This is a genomic window from Pseudomonas sp. C2.3V (assembly GCF_058536325.1).
On the sequence record NZ_JBZUBN010000001.1, the window covers coordinates 3,559,788 to 3,579,402 of the forward strand.

The 19,615-nt window shown below is 57.7% G+C and carries 21 protein-coding genes and 1 pseudogene; 14 read left to right on the top strand and 8 right to left on the bottom strand.

From position 1 onward, the window contains the following. Positions 1–27: 27 nt before the first annotated feature. Positions 28–1,095 (bottom strand): NAD(P)-dependent alcohol dehydrogenase, encoded by a 1,068-nt coding sequence (locus AC4LF3_RS16920; protein ID WP_491835946.1) that lies wholly within the window; start codon positions 1,093–1,095, stop codon positions 28–30. Between the two features lie 153 nt (positions 1,096–1,248). Here AC4LF3_RS16920 and AC4LF3_RS16925 point away from each other — a divergent pair, with 153 nt between their 5' ends. The 7 genes from AC4LF3_RS16925 to AC4LF3_RS16955 all read left to right on the top strand — a co-directional run bounded on the left by AC4LF3_RS16925 (position 1,249) and on the right by AC4LF3_RS16955 (position 7,455). Continuing rightward, on the top strand, positions 1,249–2,199 hold the full coding sequence (locus tag AC4LF3_RS16925; protein ID WP_491835948.1) for a nucleoside hydrolase: 951 nt from the start codon (positions 1,249–1,251) through the stop codon (positions 2,197–2,199). Between the two features lie 223 nt (positions 2,200–2,422). Further along, a complete protein-coding gene (locus AC4LF3_RS16930) occupies positions 2,423–2,674 on the top strand; it encodes a hypothetical protein (protein ID WP_491835950.1) in 252 nt (83 codons plus the stop codon). A gap of 294 nt (positions 2,675–2,968) precedes the next feature. Continuing rightward, positions 2,969–3,988: a phosphate ABC transporter substrate-binding protein PstS gene (gene pstS, locus AC4LF3_RS16935; protein WP_491835952.1), complete on the top strand. Its 1,020-nt coding sequence runs from the start codon at positions 2,969–2,971 to the stop codon at positions 3,986–3,988. Between the two features lie 73 nt (positions 3,989–4,061). Then, a complete protein-coding gene (pstC, locus tag AC4LF3_RS16940; protein ID WP_074822064.1) occupies positions 4,062–5,042 on the top strand; it encodes a phosphate ABC transporter permease subunit PstC in 981 nt (326 codons plus the stop codon). Then, positions 5,042–5,917, top strand: coding sequence for a phosphate ABC transporter permease PstA (gene pstA / locus AC4LF3_RS16945; protein ID WP_125887552.1), 876 nt, complete (start codon positions 5,042–5,044; stop codon positions 5,915–5,917). The genes pstC and pstA overlap by 1 nt, the downstream gene beginning before the upstream one ends. Before the next feature lie 17 nt (positions 5,918–5,934). Further along, positions 5,935–6,687 (top strand): phosphate ABC transporter ATP-binding protein PstB, encoded by a 753-nt coding sequence (gene pstB / locus AC4LF3_RS16950; protein WP_230382260.1) that lies wholly within the window; start codon positions 5,935–5,937, stop codon positions 6,685–6,687. 132 nt (positions 6,688–6,819) lie between these two features. Then, entirely contained in the window at positions 6,820–7,455 is a 636-nt protein-coding gene (locus tag AC4LF3_RS16955) for a LysE family translocator (RefSeq protein WP_239383320.1), read from the top strand. A gap of 37 nt (positions 7,456–7,492) precedes the next feature. On the opposite strand, the gene AC4LF3_RS16960 is transcribed toward AC4LF3_RS16955, so the two are convergent. Beyond that, a complete protein-coding gene (locus AC4LF3_RS16960) occupies positions 7,493–8,401 on the bottom strand; it encodes a M23 family metallopeptidase (protein ID WP_010795790.1) in 909 nt (302 codons plus the stop codon). A 427-nt stretch (positions 8,402–8,828) separates the two neighbouring features. Between AC4LF3_RS16960 and AC4LF3_RS16965 the strand changes: the two genes are divergently transcribed. Next, positions 8,829–9,419 (top strand): Yip1 family protein, encoded by a 591-nt coding sequence (locus AC4LF3_RS16965; RefSeq protein ID WP_010795791.1) that lies wholly within the window; start codon positions 8,829–8,831, stop codon positions 9,417–9,419. Between the two features lie 104 nt (positions 9,420–9,523). Here AC4LF3_RS16965 and AC4LF3_RS16970 read toward each other — a convergent pair whose 3' ends face one another. After that, positions 9,524–10,030, bottom strand: coding sequence for a DUF192 domain-containing protein (locus AC4LF3_RS16970; protein WP_491835955.1), 507 nt, complete (start codon positions 10,028–10,030; stop codon positions 9,524–9,526). A 143-nt stretch (positions 10,031–10,173) separates the two neighbouring features. Between AC4LF3_RS16970 and AC4LF3_RS16975 the strand changes: the two genes are divergently transcribed. The 4 genes and pseudogenes from AC4LF3_RS16975 to AC4LF3_RS16990 all read left to right on the top strand — a co-directional run bounded on the left by AC4LF3_RS16975 (position 10,174) and on the right by AC4LF3_RS16990 (position 12,278). Next, positions 10,174–10,470, top strand: a complete 297-nt coding sequence (locus AC4LF3_RS16975; RefSeq protein ID WP_491835957.1) for a hypothetical protein — start codon at positions 10,174–10,176, stop codon at positions 10,468–10,470. Positions 10,471–10,482: 12 nt separating this feature from the next. After that, a pseudogene (locus AC4LF3_RS16980) lies at positions 10,483–10,713 on the top strand (PAS domain-containing protein); the annotation flags it as partial. 33 nt (positions 10,714–10,746) lie between these two features. Further along, positions 10,747–11,874 (top strand): response regulator, encoded by a 1,128-nt coding sequence (locus tag AC4LF3_RS16985; RefSeq protein ID WP_491836320.1) that lies wholly within the window; start codon positions 10,747–10,749, stop codon positions 11,872–11,874. Between the two features lie 26 nt (positions 11,875–11,900). Next, on the top strand, positions 11,901–12,278 hold the full coding sequence (locus AC4LF3_RS16990) for a response regulator (RefSeq protein ID WP_219651050.1): 378 nt from the start codon (positions 11,901–11,903) through the stop codon (positions 12,276–12,278). A gap of 106 nt (positions 12,279–12,384) precedes the next feature. Here the strand turns inward: AC4LF3_RS16990 and fecE are convergent, their stop codons facing one another. From fecE to AC4LF3_RS17010, 4 genes are read right to left on the bottom strand one after another with little or no spacing between them, the layout of a single operon-like run. After that, complete coding sequence (gene fecE, locus AC4LF3_RS16995) at positions 12,385–13,158, bottom strand: Fe(3+) dicitrate ABC transporter ATP-binding protein FecE (RefSeq protein ID WP_286790531.1); 774 nt, start codon at positions 13,156–13,158, stop codon at positions 12,385–12,387. 4 nt (positions 13,159–13,162) lie between these two features. Next, on the bottom strand, positions 13,163–14,131 hold the full coding sequence (locus AC4LF3_RS17000; protein ID WP_074822050.1) for an iron chelate uptake ABC transporter family permease subunit: 969 nt from the start codon (positions 14,129–14,131) through the stop codon (positions 13,163–13,165). Next, a complete protein-coding gene (gene fecC, locus AC4LF3_RS17005) occupies positions 14,128–15,090 on the bottom strand; it encodes an iron-dicitrate ABC transporter permease FecC (protein WP_286787910.1) in 963 nt (320 codons plus the stop codon). The genes AC4LF3_RS17000 and fecC overlap by 4 nt, the downstream gene beginning before the upstream one ends. A gap of 35 nt (positions 15,091–15,125) precedes the next feature. Next, entirely contained in the window at positions 15,126–16,037 is a 912-nt protein-coding gene (locus AC4LF3_RS17010; RefSeq protein ID WP_434134968.1) for a Fe(3+) dicitrate ABC transporter substrate-binding protein, read from the bottom strand. Positions 16,038–16,286: 249 nt separating this feature from the next. On the opposite strand from AC4LF3_RS17010, the gene AC4LF3_RS17015 reads away from it, so the two are divergent. Continuing rightward, a complete protein-coding gene (locus AC4LF3_RS17015; RefSeq protein WP_010795799.1) occupies positions 16,287–16,739 on the top strand; it encodes a hypothetical protein in 453 nt (150 codons plus the stop codon). 68 nt (positions 16,740–16,807) lie between these two features. Here AC4LF3_RS17015 and AC4LF3_RS17020 read toward each other — a convergent pair whose 3' ends face one another. After that, entirely contained in the window at positions 16,808–18,424 is a 1,617-nt protein-coding gene (locus AC4LF3_RS17020; protein ID WP_150346598.1) for a catalase, read from the bottom strand. 426 nt (positions 18,425–18,850) lie between these two features. Here AC4LF3_RS17020 and AC4LF3_RS17025 point away from each other — a divergent pair, with 426 nt between their 5' ends. After that, on the top strand, positions 18,851–19,615 hold the full coding sequence (locus AC4LF3_RS17025; RefSeq protein WP_491835961.1) for a response regulator: 765 nt from the start codon (positions 18,851–18,853) through the stop codon (positions 19,613–19,615).

The window sequence follows — 19,615 nt, forward strand, 5'->3', positions numbered from 1 at the left end:
CAGGGCGGGCTTTTTGTCTGTTGGTGATCAGGCGGCGACAGAAGCGGCCTCTTCCAGCGAGGCCATATCGATCACGAAACGGTACTTCACGTCCCCCTTGAGCATGCGCTCGTAGGCTTCGTTGATGTCCTGTATCTTGATCATTTCGATGTCGGAGACGATGTTGTGCTTGGCACAGAAATCCAGCATTTCCTGGGTCTCGGCAATTCCGCCAATCAACGATCCGGCAATCTGGCGACGCTTGAAGATCAGGTTGAACACGTCGGGAGACGGATGCGGCTCACCGGGCGCGCCCACCAGCGTCATGGTGCCGTCACGCTTGAGCAAGGAAATGAACGCATCCAGGTTGTGCGAGGCGGCCACGCAGTTGAGGATGAAATCAAAACTGTTCAGGTGTGCATTCATCTCGTCCTGATTTTTCGACACTACCACTTCGTCAGCACCCAGTCTCAACGCGTCGTCTTTCTTGTCGGGCGAGGTTGTGAACAGTACGACATGGGCCCCCATTGCATGGGCAATCTTGACTGCCATGTGGCCCAGGCCGCCCAGACCAACAACACCTACTTTCTTGCCCGGGCCGACCTTCCAGTGGCTGAGCGGCGAGTAAGTGGTGATACCGGCACACAGGAGCGGTGCAACGGCAGCCAGATTTTCGGTATGGGTGATCTTTAGAACAAACTTTTCGCTGACGACGATATTGTCGGAATAACCGCCATAGGTATTCTCGCCGCCAAAGACCGGGCCGTTATAGGTGCCAACGAAACCGTTCTCGCAATACTGTTCAAGCCCTTCATTGCAGGAAGAACATTGCTGACAGCTATCGACCATGCACCCTACGCCAGCCACATCGCCTACCTTGAAGCGGGTCACATGATCACCAACCGCTACGATACGACCAACGATTTCATGTCCCGGTACTGACGGGTATAGCGTGTTCTTCCATTCATTGCGCGCAGTGTGCAGGTCCGAATGGCAGACGCCGCAGTACAGGATATCGATCTGTACATCGTGTGGGCCTACATCACGCCGGTCGAAGTTGTACGGTACCAGTGGATCCTGAGGGGAATGAGCGGCATAGCCCTGAGACTTGATCATGCTTATCGTCCTCTTGCAGAAGGCCGTAACGGCCAGAAAAAGGCAGGAAACAGTGGACTCGTTTCCACCGGCAAAGTTACCGTGCCCCTATCGGGTCCTGGCGCGCCTTGATGCAAACGCCACCACCCTCTTTAGCAAGAAGGACATGACCGCATGACAACCCCTATCATTTTCGACACCGATCCGGGCATTGATGACGCCCAGGCCATTGCCATCATCATGGCTGATCCGGGCATCGAAGTGGTTGGCCTGACCACCACCTTCGGCAATGTCTCGATCGAGACGGCCACGCGTAATGCCTTATCGCTTGTCGAGCTGGCGGGTCAGGACATTCCCGTGGCCCAGGGCATGGGTACTCCGCTGGAAAAAACGCCTCACCCTGTTCCCGCCCATGTGCATGGCGATGACGGCCTGGGCAATCTGAACCTGCCCGCCCCGACGCGTCAGGCGGTGTCCCAGAGTGCGGCCGAGTTCATTGTCGAGGAAACGCGCAAGCGTCCCGGCGAAATCACTCTGGTGGCTGTCGGCCCGCTGGGTAATCTGGCTAAGGCCCTGGAGCTTGATCCAGAGGTTATCCACCGCGTAAAGCAGGTGATCGTTATGGGCGGCTCGATCCGTGAGGGCGGCAACGTTACGCCACTGGCGGAAGCCAACATGTTTTCCGACCCGCATGCAGCCGCCCGCGTCATGACGGCTAGCTGGCCGCTCACGCTGGTAGGCCTGGACGTTACCCACCGCACCTGCCTCGATCCGGTGCGCATGCAGCGCATCACCGAAGCGCACCGCACCCTGGGTCCACTCTTGGCCCATAGTTACGCCTTCTATGCCAAGTTCTACAAATCGGCCCTGGGCATAGACGGCTGTACACCCCATGACAGCTGCGCCGTGGCATTCCTGCGTCATCCGGAGTGGTTCCAGACCGTACGCGGCCACCTGAACGTGATAACCGAGGGGCTTGCCGAAGGCCAGACCGTATTTGCACCCGAAGGCCGCCAGTTCGTAGGAGACCGGTGGAGCCAGTCACCTCTCGTCGACGTGTGCATGGGCATCGATGGCGAAGCAGTCGTGCACTGGATGGAAGAGGTCCTGACGGCCAATACCTAAGCCCGGTCATGGCGCTACGGCTCATTTCGTAGCGCCCGCACGATGGGTGGAGTACAGCGATACCCATCGCCTCTACCGCCACAGCTTTTTCTGCTCAAGCATTGCCGTAGTTCTCAGTTTTCAGGCTCAACCACCGCAGACAGCCGCTTGCGTGGCCCTCGCTGGAACTAACGCAAAGCGGCTGTCTTCCAAGCGACATCATTATGAGAAGGGGGAGTACACCATGCGCCAATGGTTAGCCATCCTGTTTACAGCCTTGGCCCTGACAGGACTCGGCGGGTGTGATGACCAGCCTGAGGACCGCCGCAAGGAGGCTGCTGAACACGCGCAAAAGGCCAAGGAGCATGAAGCCGCCGGTAATCAGCAGGCAGCCGATGCCGAGCGTGCCGCCGCGGCAGAAGCCGATCATGCCGCGCGCCTTGAGGAAGCTGAAAAAGACCCTCAGAAAGAAGGTAATGCCGAATCACCGCGTTAAGCCTTCCAGGCTGACTCACGTAATAACCTGTCTTAAAACCGACCGTGACAGCCCCTACACGGTCGGTTTGCACAAATAGACAAAAAATTTCGGATAAAACCTTCCATATCCTCCGGAACCCTTTGTTTTCAGGGGGATCAAGACAATTTAAAAGCTAAAAAACACGCCTGGATACAATCTCCTGATGGCTCAGTGCCGCTTGTTCATAATTCTGTAACATATTTGTCGCTTTAATTTCACGTACACAAACTAGCTTCTGCCTCACTTAACAGCCAGACATGCCTAGGAGGCATCGTGTACGCCACTCGCACTTTCCGTCTTGCCGCTCTTCTGTCTGCTCTCTGCCTGAGCACGGTCGCTCATGCCACAGACGTTACAGGCGCCGGTTCCAGCTTCGTCTACCCGGTACTGTCGAAGTGGTCTCAGGCTTACAGCCAGAAAACCCAAAACCGTATCAACTACCAGTCCATTGGTTCGGGCGGCGGTATTGCCCAGATCAAGGCGGGCACGGTTGATTTCGGTGCCTCCGACGCCCCGCTGAGCACTGACGATCTGCAAAAGTCAGGTCTGGGTCAGTTCCCCAGCGTGATCGGCGGTATCGTACCGGTCGTCAACGTGGAAGGTGTTGCGCCCGGCCAGTTGAAGCTGGACGGCGAAACCCTGGCCAAGATTTTCATGGGTACCATCAAGACCTGGAACGACCCGGCCATCGCCGCGCTGAACCCGGACCTGAAGCTGCCTTCGGCCAACATCACCGTCGTACACCGCTCCGACGGCTCGGGCACCTCCTACAACTTTACCAACTACCTGGCTAAGGTTAGCCCTGAGTGGAAGGAAAAGGTCAACTTCGGCACTACAATCAACTGGCCGACCGGTGTAGGTGGCAAGGGTAACGAAGGGGTTTCTGCTTACATTAAGCAGATCAAGAACTCCATTGGCTACGTGGAATACGCCTATGCCCTGCAAAACAAGATGTCCCATGCTCAGCTGAAAAACGCGGCAGGCACCTTTGTTGAGCCGAACGCGAAGAGCTTCCAGGCCGCTGCTGATACTGCAGACTGGGGCGCTTCCAAGGACTTCAATCTGTTGATGACCAACGCGCCAGGTGCTGACGCGTGGCCAATCACTGCCACGACGTGGGTGATCATGTACAAGGAGCCGAAGAACGCCGAGCGTAGTAAGGTAGCCTTCGATTTCTTCAAGTGGTCCCTGGAAAACGGCCAGAAGGATGCCGCTGCACTGGACTACGTTCCGCTGCCGGACTCCCTGGTCAAGAAGATCGAGGCGTATTGGGCATCTGACTTCAAGAGCTGATTCCCCACTGCCCCTCCCCGTGCACCCTGCCTCGATCGTCGAGGCGGGGTGCACTGCTGAAGGATCCTGAAAAATGCCCGCTATACCCTATACGACCGCCACCCGGGAACAACGAGAGCAGCGTGCCAGACGCGATACGCGCCATGACCGCTGGTTCCGTATTACCCTGCTGACCGCTGCACTGCTTGTCCTGTTCGTCATGCTTGGCGCAGCGGTATCCACACTCTGGGGTGGTCGCCTGGCCTTTACCACCTTTGGCTGGTCCTTCTTGACCAGCAGCGAGTGGGACGTGGTCAACGGACGCTTCGGCGCCCTAGTGCCTATCTACGGCACACTGGTTACCTCTCTGATTGCGCTGATTCTGGCCGTACCGGTCAGCTTTGGTATCGCGCTGTTTTTAAGCGAGATCGCGCCACCTTGGCTGCGTACGCCGGTTGCGTCCGCAGTCGAACTGCTTGCCGGCATCCCCTCGATCATCTACGGGATGTGGGGCCTGTTCGTATTCGGCCCGTTCATGGCGGAGTATCTGGCGCCCTGGATCAATGACTATCTAGGCGCTATTCCGGTTATCGGCGGTCTTTTCCAGGGCCCGGCGCTGGGTATCGGTATGCTGAGCGCCGGCATTATTCTGGCGATCATGATTCTGCCCTTCATCACATCGGTGATGTACGAGGTCTTCCGAACCGTTCCACAACAGCTGAAAGAATCAGCCTATGCATTGGGCTCGACGACATGGGAAGTCTGCTGGGATATCGTTCTCCCCTACACTCGCTCAGCAGTCGTCGGCGGTATCTTCCTGGGCCTGGGACGGGCGCTTGGAGAAACCATGGCCGTGACCTTTGTATTGGGTAACGCCCACCAGCTTTCCCTGTCGCTGATGATGCCCAGCAGCTCCATTGCTTCGGTCATCGCTAACGAGTTCAACGAGGCCTATACTGATTTGCATCGCTCCTCGCTGATCGCCCTGGGCTTCTTGCTATTCGTCGTCACGTTTATCGTGCTGATGCTGGCCCGTCTCATGTTGGCGCGTATGTCGCGTCGGGCAGGTAATTGATGGCCGTCAACGAAAACCTCTATCGCGCCCGCAAGATCAAGAACGCCATCGCCATGACGCTCAGCAGCGCGGCGGCGATTATCGGCCTTGGCTGGCTGGTCTGGATTCTGGCCACTACCCTGATCAAGGGTGGTAGTGCGCTGAGCCTGACGCTCTTTACCGAGATGACGCCACCGCCCGGCGCCGAAGGAGGCTTGGCCAACGCCTTGTATGGCAGCGTGCTGATCAGCCTGCTTGCCCTGGCCATTGGTGCGCCTATCGGCATTCTGGCTGGATTGTGGCTGGCCGAGTTCGCTCGTACCTCCAAGTTGGGCACGGTGATTCGTTTCGTGAACGATATCCTGTTGTCTGCCCCGTCCATCGTGATCGGTCTGTTCGTCTACACCGCCGTCGTGATCCCGATGAACCAGTTCACCAACGGCTCGATCAGCTTTTCGGGCTTTGCCGGTGGACTTGCGCTTGCCATGCTGGTGATTCCAGTGGTGACCCGGACCACGGACGAAATGCTTCAGCTGCAGCCTGCCTCCCTGCGTGAGGCGGCCCTGGCGTTGGGTATCCCGCAGTGGAAAGTCACTATTGAGATCCTGCTACGCGCGGCCAAAGCCGGCGTGGTAACAGGCGTTCTACTGTCCATGGCGCGTATCACCGGTGAAACAGCGCCTCTGCTGTTTACCGCCTTTGGCAACCAGTTCTGGAACTCCGACCTGCTCAAGCCGATGGCCAGTGTGCCGGTCACCATCTTCCAGTTCGCCATGAGCCCGTTCGAAAGCTGGCAAGCGCTGGCGTGGGCAGGTGCGCTGTTGCTGACTATCTTTGTTCTGGTCCTGAGCCTTCTATCCCGTTTCGTTTTCTCCCGTAATAAAGGTGCCCAATGAGCAATCTTCAGACGCATATGCCAGAAATCTGCGCGCGCAACGTTGGGTTCCAGTACAAGAACCATATCGCGCTGAAATCCATTAACCTGGATATCCCGGCCAACAAGATCACCGCGATCATTGGCCCATCCGGCTGCGGCAAGTCCACGCTTCTGCGTATCTTCAACCGCATCTACGCCGAATACCCCAATCAGAAGGCTACCGGTGAGATCCTGCTTGATGGCGAGAACATCCTTGATCCTAAGTATTCGCTGAGCCGCCTGCGCAGCACCGTGGGCATGGTATTCCAAAAGCCGGTGCCCTTCCCGATGTCGATCTTCGACAACGTGGCCTATGGCATTCGCCATCACGAGAAACTGTCCCGCGTCGAAATGAACGATCGCGTAGAGCAGGCCCTTCGCGGCGCGGCATTGTGGGATGAGGTGAAGGACAAGCTCCAGCAGAGCGCCTTGGGTCTTTCCGGTGGTCAGCAGCAGCGCCTGTGTATTGCTCGGACCATTGCCCTGCGTCCCCGCGTACTGCTACTGGACGAACCCACGTCAGCGCTCGACCCGATCTCAACCATGAAGATTGAACAGCTGATCACGGACCTGAAAGAGCAGTTCACTGTTGTGATCGTGACCCACAACATGCAACAGGCCGCCCGCTGCTCGGATATCACTGCGTTCATGTACCTGGGTGAATTGATCGAAGTGGGGTCGACAGACCTGATCTTTACCAAGCCTAAGCAAAAGCAGACCGAAGACTACATCACCGGACGGTTCGGTTGATGTAACGCAACAGCACGCCACGCCTCGCTTATGGGTGTCTCTCAAGAACCTTGAGCGAGGCGTGGTGCTTCTACCCCCTTTACGTTGTACCGCCCTCCCTGCACTATCTCTTGCTCCCCATTACGAGAAGAGATGATTCACATGCTCTCACCTGAGCAATTCTTAAGCTTTCTGGCCTTGGCTCTTTTGATCACCGCCTCGCCGGGTCCAGACAATTTGATGGTTTTAGGTATTGGCGTCTCCAAAGGGCGATTGCGCGGCATGGTATTTGGCTTTGGTTGTGCACTCGGCTGTCTGGCGCATACCGCCTTGGCCGCGCTGGGCGTTAGTGCGCTGATTGCCGCCTCGGCCACGGCCTTCACTGCCCTCAAGATTGCCGGCGGGCTTTACCTGATATGGCTTGGTATCCAGGCGCTTCGCAGCACCGGGCAGACGCGTATCGACAATGATGTTCAGATTGATGAGTCGCTGAGCAAGCTGTTCTTCAAAGGTCTGTTCGCCAATGCGATCAATCCAAAAGTCGTGCTGTTCTTCCTGTCCTTTTTGCCGCAGTTCGTGATTGCCGAACAGGGTCATGCCAGTCTGCAAATCCTGCAGCTGGGCGTACTGTTCACACTTCAGGCGGCGGTGCTGTTTGGTCTGTTGGGGTACTTCTCGGGCGCAGCCGGGCAATGGCTGCAGCGAAAGCCCCGTATTGGGCTATGGCTCGATCGAGTCGCAGGCGGCATTTTCGTCGCGCTGGGCGTGCGTCTGATCGTTTCACGCTGATAGGCAGGCGGGGCAAGCGGGCCCCGCCATGCGATGTTTACTGCCCGCCCAGCGCGAAGTTGGGCAACTCGCCTACAGGTCTGGCGAAGCGGAAAGGAATGGACACCAGCGCATCCCCCTCGCCCTGCTGAACCACGAAATGCAGGTGCGGCCCGGTACTGCGTCCGGTATTGCCTGACTGCGCCAGGGGTGTACCTGTCGTAACCTTCTGCCCTTCCCTTACGACAACCGAGCCACGCTTGAGATGCAGATAGGCACTCTGCGTACCATCATCATGCTGGATACGAACAAAGTTGCCTGACGGACTCGGTCCATGCCCGAACTGGCGATTCTGGATCTCGATGACAGTACCGCTACGCGCCGCTACGACGGGCGTGCCTTCAGGCATGGCGACATCCACGGCATAACGGCCCTTGGGCGTATGATGGCTGAAGTCACCGTTCGCGCCCTGGCTGATGAAGAACGGACCGCCCTGCCAGGGCAAGGAATAGGCGTAGCCGGCTGTAATACTGGCCAAACTGTTGGGGTTGCCCAGCCCGCCGCCACTGCCTGGTGCGAAATGAGGAGAAAAGCTGAACGCCTGGTCATAGTGCATCGGGAAGCCCTGCTGACGTTTCTGCAGCGTGGCCACGCGAAGCTGACTATTGGCTGGGACCGTCTGGCGAATCACGCCATTACCAACCCCGCCTACATTGACAGTCCGGCTCAAGCGCACCGTCACCGTTACGGGTACGTCCATATCATTGCGGACTTCCAGCGCTTTGCCTGCTTTGGTGTTCAATGTCAGGAGACGAACACCGCCCTTACGCTTGGCACGAGGCTTTTCCGTGAGGCTCGTTTGATCAGCCTTGCTGATCAGGGAGGTTTCCTTGCTTTGCTCTGCCATGGCCCACGTGGGCGAGGCCAGCAGCCATGAAGTCAATAAAGCTGAACACAAATAGCGCATGCTGTGATCCGTCACTCGGTAAGGTCTGTGCCCACGCTTGATTGGGCGGGCGAAGGGTCGCCGATTGCATGGCGGGATCGGCCTATGATCCAGAGCGAGGAGGTTGAGTTCCAGCGCACACTTTCAAAGTGAGAGGCAAATCAAACTTCCTGATAGCGACCTGACATCAGGCATTACCGCCTATCGGCTCTATGACGCCTAGCCCAGCTCAGGTAGACCATTCATCGGTCAGTAAGCGGGTAGCCGATCTCTTCATTTCGGTTTGATCTTTAAGGTTTGTTACTTATGACCAAATGCTCATAACAATGACCTGACCAAGCATTTTGACTTCCTATACTGAAAACAGGCCGCACCTCTCGCAGCGGCCTGCTGCGGAGGACTTACAACGTTTCGCCGATAGCGTCCTTCGGCGAAAGTGAGGTGTGTCATGATCAATCACGTTTGGGGCCTTCTGGCCCATCCTGATCGTGAATGGAAGCAGATCGATAACGAGAGGGAGTCGGTTTCCCATGCGTATGCGCATCACATCCTCTGGTTGGCTGCCATTCCAGCAGTCTGCGCCTTTATTGGCACGACCCAATTGGGTTGGAGCTTTGGCGGTAACCATCTTCTTCGCCTGTCACCCTGGACAGCCTTCACGATAGGGGTAATGTCCTACGCCTTGATGCTGGGCGCCGTTTACGTGATGGGCAGTGTGATTCACTGGCTGGCACGGCGCTATCCTGACCGGCCCAGCAAGGAACGCTGCGTAGTCTTTGCAGGTTACATTGCCACGCCTATGTTTTTAAGCGGCCTTGTTGCGCTTTACCCGCTGGTCTGGCTATGTGCATTGGCCGGGATTGCCGGGCTCTGCTACACCGCCTACCTGCTCTATGTAGGTATCCCGAACTTTCTGAATATCGATCGCCGTGAAGGCTTCATCATGTCAGGCTCGACACTGGCCATTGGCGTGCTCGTGCTGGAACTACTGATGGCGATGACCGTATTGCTTTGGGGTTACGGTCTTCAATTTGGCTGATACAGTGACGCCGCTCCTGCGGTCGGAGCGGCGTGCTCCACGCCCAGCATGAGGGATCGCCAACGCGTTGCAGGAACCTTTAGGCGTCTGACGCTAGCCAGACGCTATAAACCCTGTACCTGATCGCCTGTCTTGACGCCCTGTCGCCTGAACCATCCCTTGTTCATTTCCAGCGCATGCGTGACCTCGGACGGCGCACAGTGCAAGTCCTCGCTTAACGGCTCCATATCCTGAATATCGACAATACGGCCTCGCGCATCGAGAAAGGCAATCGAGAGCGGCAGTATCGTATCGTACATCCAGAAGCACACTTTCTTGGGTTCATCGAACACAAACAGCATGCCATGCATTTCTGGCAACTGATGCCGGTGCATGAGCCCCTGCTCACGCTTACTAGCGGTATCGGCAACCTCGACCGTGACCGTATGAATGCCCACCTGCATCGATTTACGCTCGAATGCCTGAGCATATTCAACCGAGGCGATGAGGACTCCCAGAATAACCGATAGGTCTCGCCGCCGCAGCGCTGAAGCCCGGCGCGCCCAAAAGCACAGCGATGAATACGGCATGATTCCAGAAGCCCTGATGTGATCAACGGAAGGGTAAGGCATGAAACCCAATCGAGCCGCTTAAAGTCCATTTAAGAGTAGCTAAGGCATCGACGTCAGGACAGCGACAGACCCTATCATGACAATAGCCAGGAATGCCGTTCTGCCTTTCTCCGACGGGTTTGTATTTCATATGGGAAGCGAGCATGGTCCTGGGCAAAAGCGATTTCGAACGTGAACAGGCGATTAAGGTTGAAGGCGACGGCCAAAGCGCAGGCGTACCGGCGTCCGGCGAACTGGAAGGCAATGCCTATAACCCCTTGGGCAATCCCGGCGAAAACCATTGGCAGGCAGGTTACGTTACCCACACAGGCCTTGATGAACGTAACAATATCTTTTTTGCCGCGGTGCAGATGACCCGCATGCCGATGGTCGTCTGCGATCCCAATCAGCCTGATACGCCCATCGTATTCGCCAACAAGGCGTTTATGGACCTGACGTAATATACTGAAAAAGACATCCTGGGTCGCAATTGTCGCCTCCTTCAAGGCGAGCAGACCGACCAGACTACGGTTGCCGAAATCCGCACTGCGTTGAGTGAACATCGCGCAGTGGCTGTAGACATTCTCAACTATAAAGCTGACGGAACGCCTTTCTGGAATGCGCTGTTCATGGGGCCGGTGTCGGATCAGAACGGCAAGCTGCTCTACTGGTTTGCTTCGCAGATGGATATCACCCAGCGGCGGCTCACCGAAAACTCGTTTCGGCAGGCACAGAAGATGGAGGCTATCGGGCAACTCACCGCGGGGCTGGCCCATGACTTCAATAATCTTCTACAAGTCATTACGGGCAACCTCGAACTGGCGGGTCAGTACGCACATACTCATCCGATCCTCTCTCAGGCCATTGAGAACGCACAACAAGCGGCCGAACGGGGCGGCAAGCTGACGCAACAGCTGCTGGCCTTTGCTCGCAAACAACGGCTCGAACCCAAACGCCTTAACCTGAACGCCCTGATCGTCGATTTCAGCGAAATGCTGGTGCGGGCGTTGGGCGAGCGAATCGATCTGCGCCTGGACCTCAAACCAGGCCTGCCTTATTGCACGATCGACCCAACGCATATGGAGATGGCGCTACTCAATGTGCTCATCAACGCACGCGACGCCATGCCCAAGGGCGGCAAGGTGACGATTGGAACAGCCACGATAACCAACCGTGAGCGCATTGATGTGCACCACCTGCCTCCGGGTGGGTATGTGGTGATTTGTGTCATCGATGAAGGCGAAGGCATGTCCCCCGAAGTGATTCGCCGTGCAACAGAGCCTTTCTTTACGACCAAGGCGCCAGGCACCGGATTGGGGCTGGCTATGGTTCACGGTTTCGTTCAGCAATCCAATGGACGCCTGGAAATCGAAAGCGAACAGGGCAAGGGGACGGCCGTACGCATGATTTTCCCGATTACGCAGGAGCAGGCTTTTTCTCCGCACCAGCAGCCGTTTCGCGCCTCAACACAGCCTTCAGAGTCGGGCACCATTCTGCTTGTAGAGGACAGTGAAGATGTACGTCGGGTAACTGAGGATTACTTGAGTTCGCTGGGTTATACGGTGCTCTCGGCCCAGAGCGGCGAGGAAGCACTTCAGCTGCTCGACCGCCATGGAAAGGTCGATCTATTATTTACGGATGTGATCATGCCGGGAGGCATGAATGGCCTGGTACTTGTAGAACGTGTCAGGCAGCGGCTGCCTAACCTCCCTGTCCTGCTTGCCACGGGATACATGGATGAGCTGGCCAACCAGAACGTTAGAGACGCTTCGATGAACGTTCTGAGTAAACCCTATCGCCGTAACGAGCTGGTGGACCATATCCATGCGGTGTTCAAGCGTGACAAGCCTTCTTCCACGCCTTGATGCCTTGTGTTCAGTCTGAGGAATACATGCAACACATTCTGGTAGTAGATGACGACACGCAAATCGCCATGTTGTTTGAAGGTTTTCTGGAGGCCAGCGGTTATCGCGTAACCGTCGCGAACAATGCCCTGGCAGCGCTTGAAGCCGATGCCCGAGACGCCGCTGATGCGGTGGTCACAGACCTGTCCATGCCCGGCATGAATGGTCGGGAGCTGATCGATCAGTTGCGGGCGCGGCGGCCACACCTGCCCGCCATGATCGTATCAGGCTATCCCTGCAACAATGATCTGGATAAGGCCAACCGGATCGTAGTACTTATGAAGCCGGTCAGGCTGATGCAGCTTGCCGAACGGCTCAGGGATATCCTGGCCGATGCGCAGACGGCTCATAACCTGACCGCTTAGAGTACAGACCGGAATCACCACCTGATGGGCGCTGTCCAGACGATCTCGTCTAGGCGACCCCGTCTAGGCGACCCCGTCTAGGCGACCTCATCTGCCGATACCCTGTTTAGGCTACACCTTCGATGACGCACATCGGGGTGCCGGCGCAGGGCTCTTTCATGACCTGTACCCGGACGCCAAACACCTCTTTCACCAAAGCAGGGTTGATAACCTCGTGAGGTGAGCCGAGCGCTTGCAGGGCACCCTGTTTCATCACAGCCAAGTGATCAGCATAGCGACAGGCCTGATTCAGGTCGTGCAGTACGGTAATTACGGTCTTGCCCTCTTCTGCAAGCGACTGCATCAGTTCGAGCAGCTCGACCTGATGGCAGATGTCCAGATAGGTTGTGGGTTCGTCCAGCAGAACCACGGATGCATCCTGCGCCAGTACCATGGCCAGCCAGGCGCGCTGACGCTGGCCACCGGAAAGGTCCGCCAACAGCCGACCACGCAGTTCGCCAAGCCCCATGCGTTCAAGCGCTGCTTCCACATGGGGTTTGTCCATCTGGCGCAGACGCCCCCAAAGGCCGTTATGCGGGCTACGGCCGTAGCCCACCAGCTGTTCGACTGTCACCCCTTCCGGCACAGGCAACACTTGCGGCAGAAAGGCAACCTGCTGAGCGATCTCCTTCGCAGACAGAGAGGCATACGCCCTACCGCCCAGCCTTATTTCGCCCTGCGTGGGTGCCAGCACTCGGGCAAAGGCCTTGAGCAAGGTCGACTTGCCGCAGCCGTTGGGGCCGATCAAGGCTGTTACCTGGCCGGCAGGTGCCTTGAAGTGAAGCGTGTCGACAATGGCCTTGCTGCCATATCCCAGTGTCAATGCGACTGCTTCGAGCATGGAGTCACCCCTTGAGCCGCGTGAGCAGCCATAGAAAATACGGCGCGCCAATGATGGCCGTGAGAATACCGGCTGGAATCTCAACCGGTGGGATCAGCCCTCGCCCCAAGGTATCGGCCAGTACCAGCAGAATGGCGCCTACAATGGCGCTTGCTGGCAGTAGCCACTGATGACGGCCACCGATCAGGCGGCGCGCAAGATGCGGTGCGACCAGACCGATAAAGCTGACCGGCCCGATGATCGCCACGCCCAGACTCGTCAGGATCACGGCCAGTACCAGCACGGCGAGTCGTGCTGGGCCCAGGCGAACCCCCAGCCCCGAAGCGGCTTCATCGCCCAACCCAATCAGATTGAGAGGCTTAGCCAGCATAAGCGCCAAGGGCAGCCCTGCCAGCAGCGGTACGGCCAGTCCAACATGGTGCCAGGTGCGGCTCCACAGGCTACCGGTCAGGGCCAGCAGGGCGGTATTGATGTTAAGAGGGTGAGACAGGATTAGAAACTCGATTACGCTGCCAAGGGTGAGTGAGATCGCCACACCCGATAACGCAAAACGTACCCCGGAAAAGGATCGCCCGGCACTGTAGAGTGCCAGGGCACCTGCGCCAAGCGCACCTCCAAGGCAGGCTACCCCGGGTAGCCAGACAAGCGAAAGCGCAGGGAAATAGATCAGCGCGATGGTCAATGCCAGCCCCGCACCCTGGGTTACCCCCAGAATCTCAGGTGAAGCGAGCGGGTTGCGAATCACGCCCTGCACCAACGCGCCTGCCAGGGCAAAGCTTCCTCCGGCCAGCACAGCGATCAATGTTCGCGGCAGACGATGCCGCCAGACAAGAAAGTCCTGCGCGTCATGCGCGATAACGTGCTGGATCGCCTCGACAGGGCTCAACCATTGCGTGCCGATGCATAGACTCGCCAGGCAGACGACGAGCAATACGGCAATAAGCGCGATCAGGCTAGCGGCAGGACGGCTCATCGGGAGCGCCTCGCCAGCCATAGGAAAAACGGCGCCCCCACCAGAGCCGTCACTACACCAGCCGGCGTTTCAGCCGGAAACGCCACTGCGCGAGCCAGGATATCGGAGGCCAGAACGATGACCGCGCCAAGAGCGGCACTGGCGGGCACCAGCACACGGTAATCGTGCCCCAGCCAGTAGCGGGCCATGTTGGGCGCGACCAGACCGACAAAGCCGATCGGCCCGATAGCACAGACGCTCGCGCCTACCAGCAACAGGCTGACCGCAAAGACCAGCAGCCGCAGCCCGGCAAGCCGAACACCCAGCGAGCGGGCCGCGTCATCGCCCAGGTTGATGAGATTGAGCCGGGGCGCGCAGGCCAGCGCCAGGACGCTGCCGACCAGCACGGCAGGCCACAGCAGTCCAACCTGGCTGTAAGTGACGTTGGCAAAGGAGCCTGCCAGCCAGTTCAGGACATTCTGCGCCTGATCTTCGACCAGAATGATGGTCAGCCGTGTCAATGCCGCACACAGCGCCGCGACAATCACACCGGCCAGTACCAGACGGCCCTGGGTATCCCCCACCGACCACGCCTTGCCCAGGCTGAACACGATCCCCCAGGCAAACGCACCGCCTAGCAGGGTCATGATCATGGCACCGCCCGGCAATGGCAGCGCCACCAATCCGGTTGAAAAGAGCGCCAGCCCCAGCGCCGCTCCCGCCGTGACACCAAACAGAGAAGGCGATGCCAGCTCATTGCGGGTAATACCCTGCATGAGTGCGCCCGCCATGGCCAATGCAGCCCCTACCAGGGCAGCCGCCATTGCTCGGGGCACACGCAGCTGCGCAACAACAAAGGCAATCTGCGTACCGCCCTGGCCGCCGGAAAACAGCCCGTGGAAGGCATCCTGCCGGGTAATGACGAAGGGCGAGTAGACCGATAACGACAACCAGAACAGCCCAAGGCCTACCGCACTCATCGCCCCGAAAGCAAAGCACAGCGCCAGGGTACGGCTCACTCCTGGTCCTTGCCGGTCAGGATCTTCAGCGCATCCTCGGCAATCTGCTCGGACGCCATGATGCCGCGGTTGCGTGCCCAGACGTTACCGTCCACATCGGCCACATGCCCGACCTGTACCGCACCGAGGGCCTGCCACAGCGGCTGTTTGCTCCAGGCATCCACCAGACTCGGGTGGCGATAATGCCCGACCAGCAGCCAGCCGGGGTTTAGCGCCAGGAGCTGTTCGAGGCTCACGAACTCGGTCGGTGCTGCGCCAGCACGCACGCTTGGTACCGTCAGGCCAATGGTCTTAAGCACGCTGCCAGCATATGAGTCAGGGCCGTGTACGGAAAAGCTGTCTTCCCGGGCCACACCAAACAGAACCTGGGTGTTGGCAGGAATATTCGCCGCAATGTCCTTGAGGTGCTGGCGATTGGCCGAGATACGATCCTGCATGTCCACGGAACGGTCCAGCGCCTTGCCGATCAATTCAGCTGAGGTAAGGCTGCTTTCGTAATTCTCTCCGCGAGACGGCAGCAGCAGCGTAGGGGCAATGCTGGAGAGTTCGTCATAGAGACCGGCATGACGGCTCTCGTCTGCAATGATGAGGTCCGGCTTCAGCCGGGCAATGACCTCGATATTGGGTTGCGAGCGCAAACCGACAGACGTCCACTCACCAATGGCTTCCCGAGCGCGAGGCAGGACGCGGCTGGCATCGCCGTCATCGGCAACGCCCACCGGCGAGACATGAATTGAAGCCAGCGCATCGACAAAGGAAAACTCCAGCGCTACGACACGCTTGGGTGCTTCTGGCAAGGTAAGGGTGTGCTCGCCATCATTGAGCGTGATCGGATTGGCTTGGGCCGCCTGGGCGAAAACAACCGCCAGGGAAAACAGACAGAGAGACAGAAATGAGCGCTTGAACATGAGTGACCTGATAGCCCACGGGGCCATTAACGGTAAGGCGAAAAAAGCGGGCACTATTCCACATTGGCTCCGCGGGATCAAAACTCTTCACCGTAGCAAGTAAGAGTCATTACCATTTTCCGACCTTGCGGTGACGAATGAAACCCTCGCCGTCTTATGCTGCGTACTTTGCATACAGGCTTTGAACTTGCGCGTTGTTTCAAGCCTCCTTGTTTACAGGTACATATTCAAATCGAAGATGAGGTCTGCATGAGCATCGAGTCATTGAACAGTGAAGAGCATGTCCTGGGAGCCGTTCTGGACGGAGACCGCGAACATCCGCTTTTCGAAGCCTATGTGGCTTATTGCGATGAACGCACCGAGGCCATGCTGGCCTGCGTCAGCTTTCGGCAATGGCTGTCGGAACGTACCCATATCGAGCACGTTGCGGCTGAGCTGGCGGAACGTGCCCGTCAGGCTGGTATTCGGGAGTCGGCTCTGGATGAACTGGTTCGCGATGCGTCAGGGGCTAACCAGCCCGATGTCATCAGCATTCGTACGGACGAGGCGCCGGAGGATGAAGAAGGTGAGATGGAATCGCTGGATACGTTAGAAGCCGAAGATGCGCCACATGGGCTGGAAAGCCAGATCATTTTTCTGATGACCCACTTTGGCATCTCAAAGGTGGAAATCGAAAAGGAGCTGGGACTGCCGCTTGAATAAAAAAGCGGCTACGTCGCTCATGAGTCGACGTAGCCGCCAAACCAGGCCTCAAGGGCCTTTTGGGGAGATTACTTGACGCTGTCAGTCATGACGCTGGCCTGCGTGGGATTGTTTTTGCTATCCCCTTCCGGCTCGCCGGTGTCATAGAGGGTCACGTCCAGATCCTGGCCCGGTGCCGGACGGCCTTCCAACGGAGGCAGTGCCTTGGCCTTTTCGATATCAACACCCACACCGTCGGCCAGACGCTGACCGTAATCCGGATCGCAATGCCAGAAGTGCCAGATCATCCGCAGCTGGATGTTTTCCGGGCACTGCTTGAGATCGCCTGTGATGTTGTTGATCAGGTCCTCACGCTCCCAGTCCTCGAAGGTGCGATAGCGGTCACCGGCCTGCTTGTAATCCGCCGCGGTCTTGGTGGTCTGATAACGTCCCAGATGCCCTTCGACCCACTGGTGGTAGTCCTTCTTGGGCTTGGGTGCTTCACGCAGACCGCCCTGGGTGCTGGGCTCGTAGTTCACATGGGGATTTTCCCCACCATTATCCACGTTGTAGGCCATGAAGCCGTCGCGCTGGTTGGTGGCTACCGTTGTTTTTGCCGCATTGATCGGGAGTTGCAGGTAGTTGGCGCCTACGCGATAACGCTGGGTATCGGAATACGATAGCGTCCGACCCTGCAGCATCTTGTCGTCGGAGAAGTCGATACCGTCTACCAGCACGCCAGTACCAAAGGCAGACTGCTCGGTCTCGGCAAAGACATTGGACGGATTGCGATTCAGGACGATTCGGCCTACCGGCAGCAGCGGGAACTTGTCTTCCGGCCAGCGCTTGGTGTCATCCAGTGGGTCGAAGTCCAGATTCAGGTGCTCGTCCTCGGACATGACCTGGACACACATTTCCCACTCAGGAAATTCGCCTCGTTCGATGGCGTCGTACAGGTCGCGGGTGGCATGCCCCACGTCATTTTTCTGGATTTCAGCAGCCTGCTCGCTGGTCAGGTTCTTCACACCCTGCTTGGGTTCGAAGGAGAACTTGCACAGTACCGCTTCACCCTTGTCATTCACCAGCTTGTAGGTGTTTACGCTGGAGCCCTGCATGTTGCGGTAGGTAGCCGGGCGACCCCAGGGGCTCTTGACCCAAGTCACCATGTGCAGCGCTTCAGGATGATGCTGCACAAAGTCATAGAAGCGCCAGGGCTCCTGACGGTTGCTGATAGGGTCCGGCTTGAACGCGTGGATCATGTCCGGAAACTTGATCGCATCACGGATAAAGAAGACCTTGAGGTTGTTACCGACCAGGTCCCAGTTACCGTCTTCAGTATAGAACTTGATGGCGAAGCCACGGGGGTCCTGAGCTGTCTCGGGCGATTCCTTGCCACCGATCACGGTGGAGAAGCGCAGGAAGATAGGCGTCTGAACGCCGGTCTTGGTGAGCACCTTGGCTCGGGTGTATTTGCTGGCAGGCTCGTCGCCGATCTTGCCATAGGGTTCGAAATAACCATGCGCCGCCGTACCACGGGCATGCACGACGCGCTCCGGGATGCGCTCGCGGTCGAAATGGGTAATCTTTTCGATGAACTGATAGTTTTCCAGCGTAGCCGGGCCGCGCTCGCCTACGCTGCGCAGGCTCTGGTTATTACTGACAGGATGCCCCTGACGGGTTGTGAGTGTTTTCTGTTCGTCAGCCATAGCGATTTCCAAGCCTAAATTCACGGTTGTTGGAGTTATTTAGGTCTGGAAAGCTACGGGGAGTTCGGCCAAGCGAAGCGCCATTAGGCGGACATAGCATGACAATCAGGTGTCAGGCAGCATGGCAAAGTGCCGATGAGAACGGTCTAGCAAACCGCCCCGCCAAAAGCGCATGAATAGCTGGAGCCCTTGCCCAGCCTGCCTTCGGGCATGGTTTGAGTACTTGGAAACAGGGGGTTATTCGAAGTTGGCTTTCGCCTTTATTCAAGCGACCTCATTGATAACGTTAAACCCATCCATTAGTTCTTCTTATCGGTCGAATGTATCGGTTTGTAAAGAAGAGGTAAGGTCAGCCGCTACCTATAGATGCCGGTAGGGCGACTCGCTAGCATTCCGGCCCTGCCTTTTTGTTTTCGCCAGGTATCTATGGACCGCCAGCCTTTTCCTGCATCGCCCGTTGCTGATGAGCCCAGCCGCTGGACGGCCAGGGTCTTACTGGTCGATGACGACGCCCCCATGCGCGAGCTGATCGGTGATTATCTGGCGCGCTTCAATCTGTATGTCGACGGCGTGGCCAGTGGCACCGAGATGCGGCAGAAGCTGGGCGGCAACAGCTACGACATCATCATTCTGGATCTGATGTTGCCTGGTGAAGATGGATTGTCTCTGTGCCGGTGGCTGCGTCAGGACAGCAGTATTCCCATCTTGATGCTGACGGCCCAGTCGGAGCCCATGGACCGGATCATCGGCCTTGAGCTGGGTGCCGATGACTACATGGGCAAACCCTTCGAACCACGGGAGCTGGTCGCCCGTCTTCAATCCGTACTGCGTAGAACTCAGGATACGCGAGGCGTACGCCGGAATGTTGCACGCACGCATATCCGCTTCGATGGTTGGAAGCTCGATGGAGTGCGGCACCAGCTGCACTCACCGGACGGCATGGTCGTTCCGTTATCCAACGCCGAGGTGCGAATGCTCTGGGTATTTATCGATCACCCGCGTCAGGTGCTCAGCCGCGACAAGCTACTGGATGCCACCCGTGGACGCGCCATCGAGGCGTTCGATCGGAGTATCGACCTGCAAGTTTCACGGTTAAGGCAAAAGCTGGGAGACGACCCCCGCTCACCAACGCTTATCAAGACGGTGCGCGGCGAAGGCTACCTGTTCGACGCCCAGAAAATCGGAAACTGA

What these genes read in the sequence shown, in the direction of transcription:
- AC4LF3_RS16920 (WP_491835946.1), bottom strand. Translation starts at nt 1,095, where the DNA reads ATGATCAAGTCTCAGGGCTATGCCGCTCATTCCCCTCAGGATCCACTG.
- AC4LF3_RS16925 (WP_491835948.1), top strand. Translation starts at nt 1,249, where the DNA reads ATGACAACCCCTATCATTTTCGACACCGATCCGGGCATTGATGACGCC.
- AC4LF3_RS16930 (WP_491835950.1), top strand. Translation starts at nt 2,423, where the DNA reads ATGCGCCAATGGTTAGCCATCCTGTTTACAGCCTTGGCCCTGACAGGA.
- pstC (WP_074822064.1), top strand. Translation starts at nt 4,062, where the DNA reads ATGCCCGCTATACCCTATACGACCGCCACCCGGGAACAACGAGAGCAG.
- pstA (WP_125887552.1), top strand. Translation starts at nt 5,042, where the DNA reads ATGGCCGTCAACGAAAACCTCTATCGCGCCCGCAAGATCAAGAACGCC.
- pstB (WP_230382260.1), top strand. Translation starts at nt 5,935, where the DNA reads ATGCCAGAAATCTGCGCGCGCAACGTTGGGTTCCAGTACAAGAACCAT.
- AC4LF3_RS16955 (WP_239383320.1), top strand. Translation starts at nt 6,820, where the DNA reads ATGATTCACATGCTCTCACCTGAGCAATTCTTAAGCTTTCTGGCCTTG.
- AC4LF3_RS16960 (WP_010795790.1), bottom strand. Translation starts at nt 8,401, where the DNA reads ATGCGCTATTTGTGTTCAGCTTTATTGACTTCATGGCTGCTGGCCTCG.
- AC4LF3_RS16965 (WP_010795791.1), top strand. Translation starts at nt 8,829, where the DNA reads ATGATCAATCACGTTTGGGGCCTTCTGGCCCATCCTGATCGTGAATGG.
- AC4LF3_RS16970 (WP_491835955.1), bottom strand. Translation starts at nt 10,030, where the DNA reads ATGCCTTACCCTTCCGTTGATCACATCAGGGCTTCTGGAATCATGCCG.
- AC4LF3_RS16975 (WP_491835957.1), top strand. Translation starts at nt 10,174, where the DNA reads ATGGTCCTGGGCAAAAGCGATTTCGAACGTGAACAGGCGATTAAGGTT.
- AC4LF3_RS16985 (WP_491836320.1), top strand. Translation starts at nt 10,747, where the DNA reads ATGGAGGCTATCGGGCAACTCACCGCGGGGCTGGCCCATGACTTCAAT.
- AC4LF3_RS16990 (WP_219651050.1), top strand. Translation starts at nt 11,901, where the DNA reads ATGCAACACATTCTGGTAGTAGATGACGACACGCAAATCGCCATGTTG.
- fecE (WP_286790531.1), bottom strand. Translation starts at nt 13,158, where the DNA reads ATGCTCGAAGCAGTCGCATTGACACTGGGATATGGCAGCAAGGCCATT.
- AC4LF3_RS17000 (WP_074822050.1), bottom strand. Translation starts at nt 14,131, where the DNA reads ATGAGCCGTCCTGCCGCTAGCCTGATCGCGCTTATTGCCGTATTGCTC.
- fecC (WP_286787910.1), bottom strand. Translation starts at nt 15,090, where the DNA reads ATGAGTGCGGTAGGCCTTGGGCTGTTCTGGTTGTCGTTATCGGTCTAC.
- AC4LF3_RS17010 (WP_434134968.1), bottom strand. Translation starts at nt 16,037, where the DNA reads ATGTTCAAGCGCTCATTTCTGTCTCTCTGTCTGTTTTCCCTGGCGGTT.
- AC4LF3_RS17015 (WP_010795799.1), top strand. Translation starts at nt 16,287, where the DNA reads ATGAGCATCGAGTCATTGAACAGTGAAGAGCATGTCCTGGGAGCCGTT.
- AC4LF3_RS17020 (WP_150346598.1), bottom strand. Translation starts at nt 18,424, where the DNA reads ATGGCTGACGAACAGAAAACACTCACAACCCGTCAGGGGCATCCTGTC.
- AC4LF3_RS17025 (WP_491835961.1), top strand. Translation starts at nt 18,851, where the DNA reads ATGGACCGCCAGCCTTTTCCTGCATCGCCCGTTGCTGATGAGCCCAGC.